The organism is Brachyspira sp., from assembly GCF_050873525.1.
Classification (GTDB): Bacteria; Spirochaetota; Brachyspiria; order Brachyspirales; family Brachyspiraceae; genus Brachyspira.
Map to the genome: position 1 here is coordinate 1 of NZ_JBNMIZ010000222.1, position 4,354 is coordinate 4,354.

Annotated in this window: 4 protein-coding genes; 3 read left to right on the top strand and 1 reads right to left on the bottom strand. The window is 29.6% G+C overall.

Going from position 1 to position 4,354, the window contains the following annotated elements; all coding sequences use genetic code 11:
• The first annotated feature begins 136 nt into the window (after positions 1 to 136).
• From ACR0QS_RS11545 to ACR0QS_RS11555, 3 genes are all read left to right on the top strand, one after another.
• Positions 137 to 982 carry an AAA family ATPase gene (locus ACR0QS_RS11545; protein ID WP_432633600.1) on the top strand — a complete coding sequence of 282 codons (846 nt, stop codon included), beginning with the start codon at positions 137 to 139 and terminating at the stop codon, positions 980 to 982.
• Positions 966 to 1,886, top strand: coding sequence for a thermonuclease family protein (locus ACR0QS_RS11550; protein WP_432633601.1), 921 nt, complete (start codon positions 966 to 968; stop codon positions 1,884 to 1,886). Before ACR0QS_RS11545 ends, ACR0QS_RS11550 begins: the two co-directional genes overlap by 17 nt.
• A gap of 72 nt (positions 1,887 to 1,958) precedes the next feature.
• Complete coding sequence (locus ACR0QS_RS11555; protein WP_432633602.1) at positions 1,959 to 3,452, top strand: hypothetical protein; 1,494 nt, start codon at positions 1,959 to 1,961, stop codon at positions 3,450 to 3,452.
• A gap of 58 nt (positions 3,453 to 3,510) precedes the next feature.
• On the opposite strand, the gene ACR0QS_RS11560 is transcribed toward ACR0QS_RS11555, so the two are convergent.
• Positions 3,511 to 4,269 (bottom strand): hypothetical protein, encoded by a 759-nt coding sequence (locus tag ACR0QS_RS11560; protein WP_432633603.1) that lies wholly within the window; start codon positions 4,267 to 4,269, stop codon positions 3,511 to 3,513.
• Positions 4,270 to 4,354: the final 85 nt, after the last annotated feature.

Here is a 4,354-nt window from a genome sequence, read left to right on the forward strand (position 1 = left end):
CTATACTATATTATAATATTTCTGTCAAATATAAAATTATAATAATATTTGACTTTTTATGAAATTCATTTATTATATTTTAATCAAATTAAAAATCTTTTCTATTAATATAATTAGATTGATTAGGATAAATTAAATGGAAAAAGTAAAAATAGAAAATGTCGAGCTAACATTGTCGCATCCCGATAATTTAAATATAAAATGGACGGGACAAAACGATTTGGTTCGGCAAATAATGGCGGCTTGGCATACAATCTCCGAAGACGATATTCCGCTAAATCCTCGAATAGTTGGAAAACCTGGAGCGGGAAAAACCACTTTATCCTATTATGCTGCTAAAGAACTTCTTAAAAGAGAAGTTTACATATTTCAATGCACAGTCGATACTCGCCCCGAAGATTTGATTATAATTCCCGTTATATCCGAAAATAATAAAATAAGTTATCATGCATCAAGTTTGGTTAGCGCAATGATTAAAGGCGGAGTCGCTATACTTGACGAAGGAAACAGAATGAGCGAAAAAACTTGGGCTTCGCTTGCGCCTTTACTTGACGACAGACGATATGTGGAAAGCGTTATTGCGGGAATAAAAATAAAAGCGCATTCGGATTTTAGAATAATTGTCACGATGAACGATGATGCAAGCACATTCGAACTTCCAGAATATATTCATTCGAGATTACAGCCGACTATCGAACTTCCTTTTCCAGATGTGAAAGAAGAATACGATATTTTGAAAATGAATCTTCCTTTTGCGGACGAAGAAATTTTAAAAATAACGGTTGGATTCTTGCAAAAATCTCATATAAATAAAGCGTCATTTTCTGTTAGAGACGGAATAAATATGGCAAGATACGCGATGAAACTTTATAAAAGCGAAACTATGAAAGATAAAGAAACGGCTTTTTTGCTCGCCTTGAAATCCGTTCTTGGAGAGGAAGGAATTAAAATCTTGAGCGCAAATAATGACGAAAAATATTAAACTTACGATAATTTTTTTAATATTTTTTATTTTCTTTATTATAGTTATTAAAAATAAAAATCTTCAATTAAATAATTCAAAAAATTTATTTATTGATTCAAATTCTATTTTAAGTTTAATTGAAAATAATAAAGTCGGAATTATTTACGATTATTTGAAATATAGAGATAAAGTTTTTTGTATTTATAACATTTATGATATTAACGATAATCAAAATAAAGAAAACAGAGATTTTATAAAAAGTCGTTTTCCAAGTATAAAATTTATTAATAAATTTCAATTCTATTTTTATTCAAAATTTTTTAAAGAAAAAATTATGTGTTATATTGATTCCAACGATAAAAAATTAATTGAATATTTAAAAAAGAAAAATATAAAATATTGCAAAGTAGTTATGAATATTAACGAAATAACCGCGAAAGAATATTTAACTTTAAGAGATAAAGATAACGCAAGAATTTTTTTGTCGATTACAAATAAAGATTATTACGATTCTTATAAATATTCCGTTGTTTTGAATAAAAAATATATTACGGTTTTGGACGGCGATACGATAAAATATAAAAATCAAAGATATAGATTTATCGGTTTGGACGCTCCCGAACTCAAACAAAATTACGGAGAAGCATCGAAAAATTATGTTGTAAGTTCCATAAACAACGCGAGTAAAGTTTGCATGTTAATATCTTCTTACGATTTGTATGACAGAATATTATGCCATATAATTATAGACAGCGAACCTTTAGCCTATTCTATGATTAAAGAAAAATACGCGAAAGAAACGATAATTAAATACGGAGATAGCAGTTTTCCGAAAGAGGCGAGCAATATCGTTTATTTGTCTAAATTGCAGGGAAGAAGACCTTTCATAGACCCAGCGGTATTTAGAAAAACGAATAATTAAATGACTATTGATTTTTTTAATTTATAAGTTAAATTTAAAGAATAGAAATGTTTTTATATTTTAGGAAATAAAGTGAATAAAATCGAAGATTATAATCAGTCGACTTCAAGATATGAATTATATACTCATTTAATCGAGCAGATAGTGGACGGAAATATCAAAACTTTTTCGGGACTTTTTACCTACGCTCAAAATGTAAATTTTGAAAAGATAAAAGACCATGAAAATATTTTAAAAAGTTTATTTTCTTTAATTCGTAAAATTAACTGGGGATTTTTTAGCGATTTGGATAAGGAACTTTACCCGAAATTATGGGAGCAGTTCGTTATAGAAAATCACAAATATAATTTTGCGGGAGATTTGAAATTAAGTTTATCGATAGCCGACATTTATATAGCGATGCTCGATATTCATGGCTATACGAATTTTTGCGAAGAGAATAAAAATAATTTGTATAAAATGCATGCTTTGGACGATTTGCTTCAAAATAAAATTAGCGAAGTTGCAAGATTTTATAATGTCCTCTCTCATAGAAAACAGGGAGACGAAATAGTTATGGTTTGCCCATCGGCAACTGACGCTTTAAGCGCGACTATTGCGATAATCGATGTTTTGAATAAAAAGAAATTTTTAAGCGAACATCCGAATGTCGATACTTCGGGAATGCCAGAGTTTAAAATAAGTGCGGGAATATCGGGCGGAAATACGAATAGTTCTTTAATAATTACCGAAGACGGAGATTTGTCGGGCTTTCTTATAAATAACGCGGCGCGAATGCAGGCGAGAGCGAATACTTTATCTCCGAAAGAAAATAAAATTATTGTGACTAAAAATTTGCAATTCAACTTCTTAAAAGAAAACGCGAAAATTAAAAGCGAAATCTTTGAAAAAAATATTATCTCTTTCTACGATAACGGAATCATATTTTTTAAAGGAACGGATATTCCGATAGTGGAAGCAATATTCAATCCCGATGAAAAATATAAAGAATTATTTTTTGACGAAATGGAAGAACTTGTAAAAAGCGTGAAAGCTAATTTATGGAAACAGAGAATATTTACCTCGATGATGGAATTAATTTCAAAAGTCGCAAAATCAATGCCTCCGTTTCAAATTAACGAAAGCGTAAACGAATATATTTCGGGCTATACCAATTCCACAATTTGCGATTTATGTTCGGATGCGATAGGTTCTTATGTGGTTAAAGAAAATTATAAAGAAGCGATTGACACTTTCGGACTTATAATAAGACTTTTGAATACGATTGATAATTTCGATAAAATGGTTTTGGAATACGCAGAAAGCATTTACGAAGGTTATGAGAAAGTTATTCCTTTATACGATTCTATAATGAAAAAAGAAATCGATATAAATATAGCAAAAATATTTCCCGCAAATCATATTCCTTTATTTAATAATGTTCAAAAAGCTAACGCCACTTATAATAAATTAATAAATTTCGCAATGGTTAGTCCCGCTTTGAAAAGACGAAAATCAATTTGGTATGGAATCCTCGAAAAAGAATCTTCAAATTTGATTATTAATATGTATTCGGGTAAAAAATAACGGACGAAGTTTTTGCCTCGCCCGTTTTTATTTTTTTAATCTAAAATTAAATTATAAATTAATCGACTTTTTCTCCAAATTTAACTCCGAATACTATTCCCGCGTTTAGAGTTCCGCCGTATTCGTCTTTTCCAGTTTCTTCTTTAAATTTCATAATATCGTAGCCCAAATATACCCCTACATCAAGAGCAATTTTGTCGATAAGATAAAATGAATAATTGAAAGAAGTTTTTACATATCCAAAAATTGGAGGATTGAAAGAATCCACTATATCGCCTCTGTTTAATGTTTGATTATATTCATTACCAAGTAATACTAGCGTTTGTTCTCCCGCCACAGGAATTTTAATTCCTCCGCCGATTCCGATTGAAAAATTTCCAAAATTAAATTTAGGAAATAAACCAATTTGGATATTATAAAAATAACTATAGATTGAAACAGAGACATCGGTAGATATTCCAAACTGACTAATATCAATATTGCCCAACCCATATTTATCTAATTCAGCTGAAATTAGGCTGTTAATATCTGGTTTGCCCATAATGGAATAAGAGCTGATATTATAGCCTAATTCCAATAAATAGCTTATTCCGAAACCTTCTCTAACTTGAGACATATACCCAAGTTGAAATAAACTTGTGCCGTCAAATCCAAAATCGTTTTTAAATCCCAAGTCTTTCATGCTTTCTGTTGGAAAACCGACTCCGACTCCAATCAAAGCGTTATAGTGGAATTCAAAACCGCTTTTTGCAAATGCCGACACGCTAAAAATTGTGGTAAGCGTAATAATTAGAAAAATTTTCTTTATCATTTTCATTTTTAACCTCTTTTTTTAAAAATTATTTTCACTAATAATATAATAAAATATTTAAAAAAGTCAAGTATAATTTTAGATATTGTTC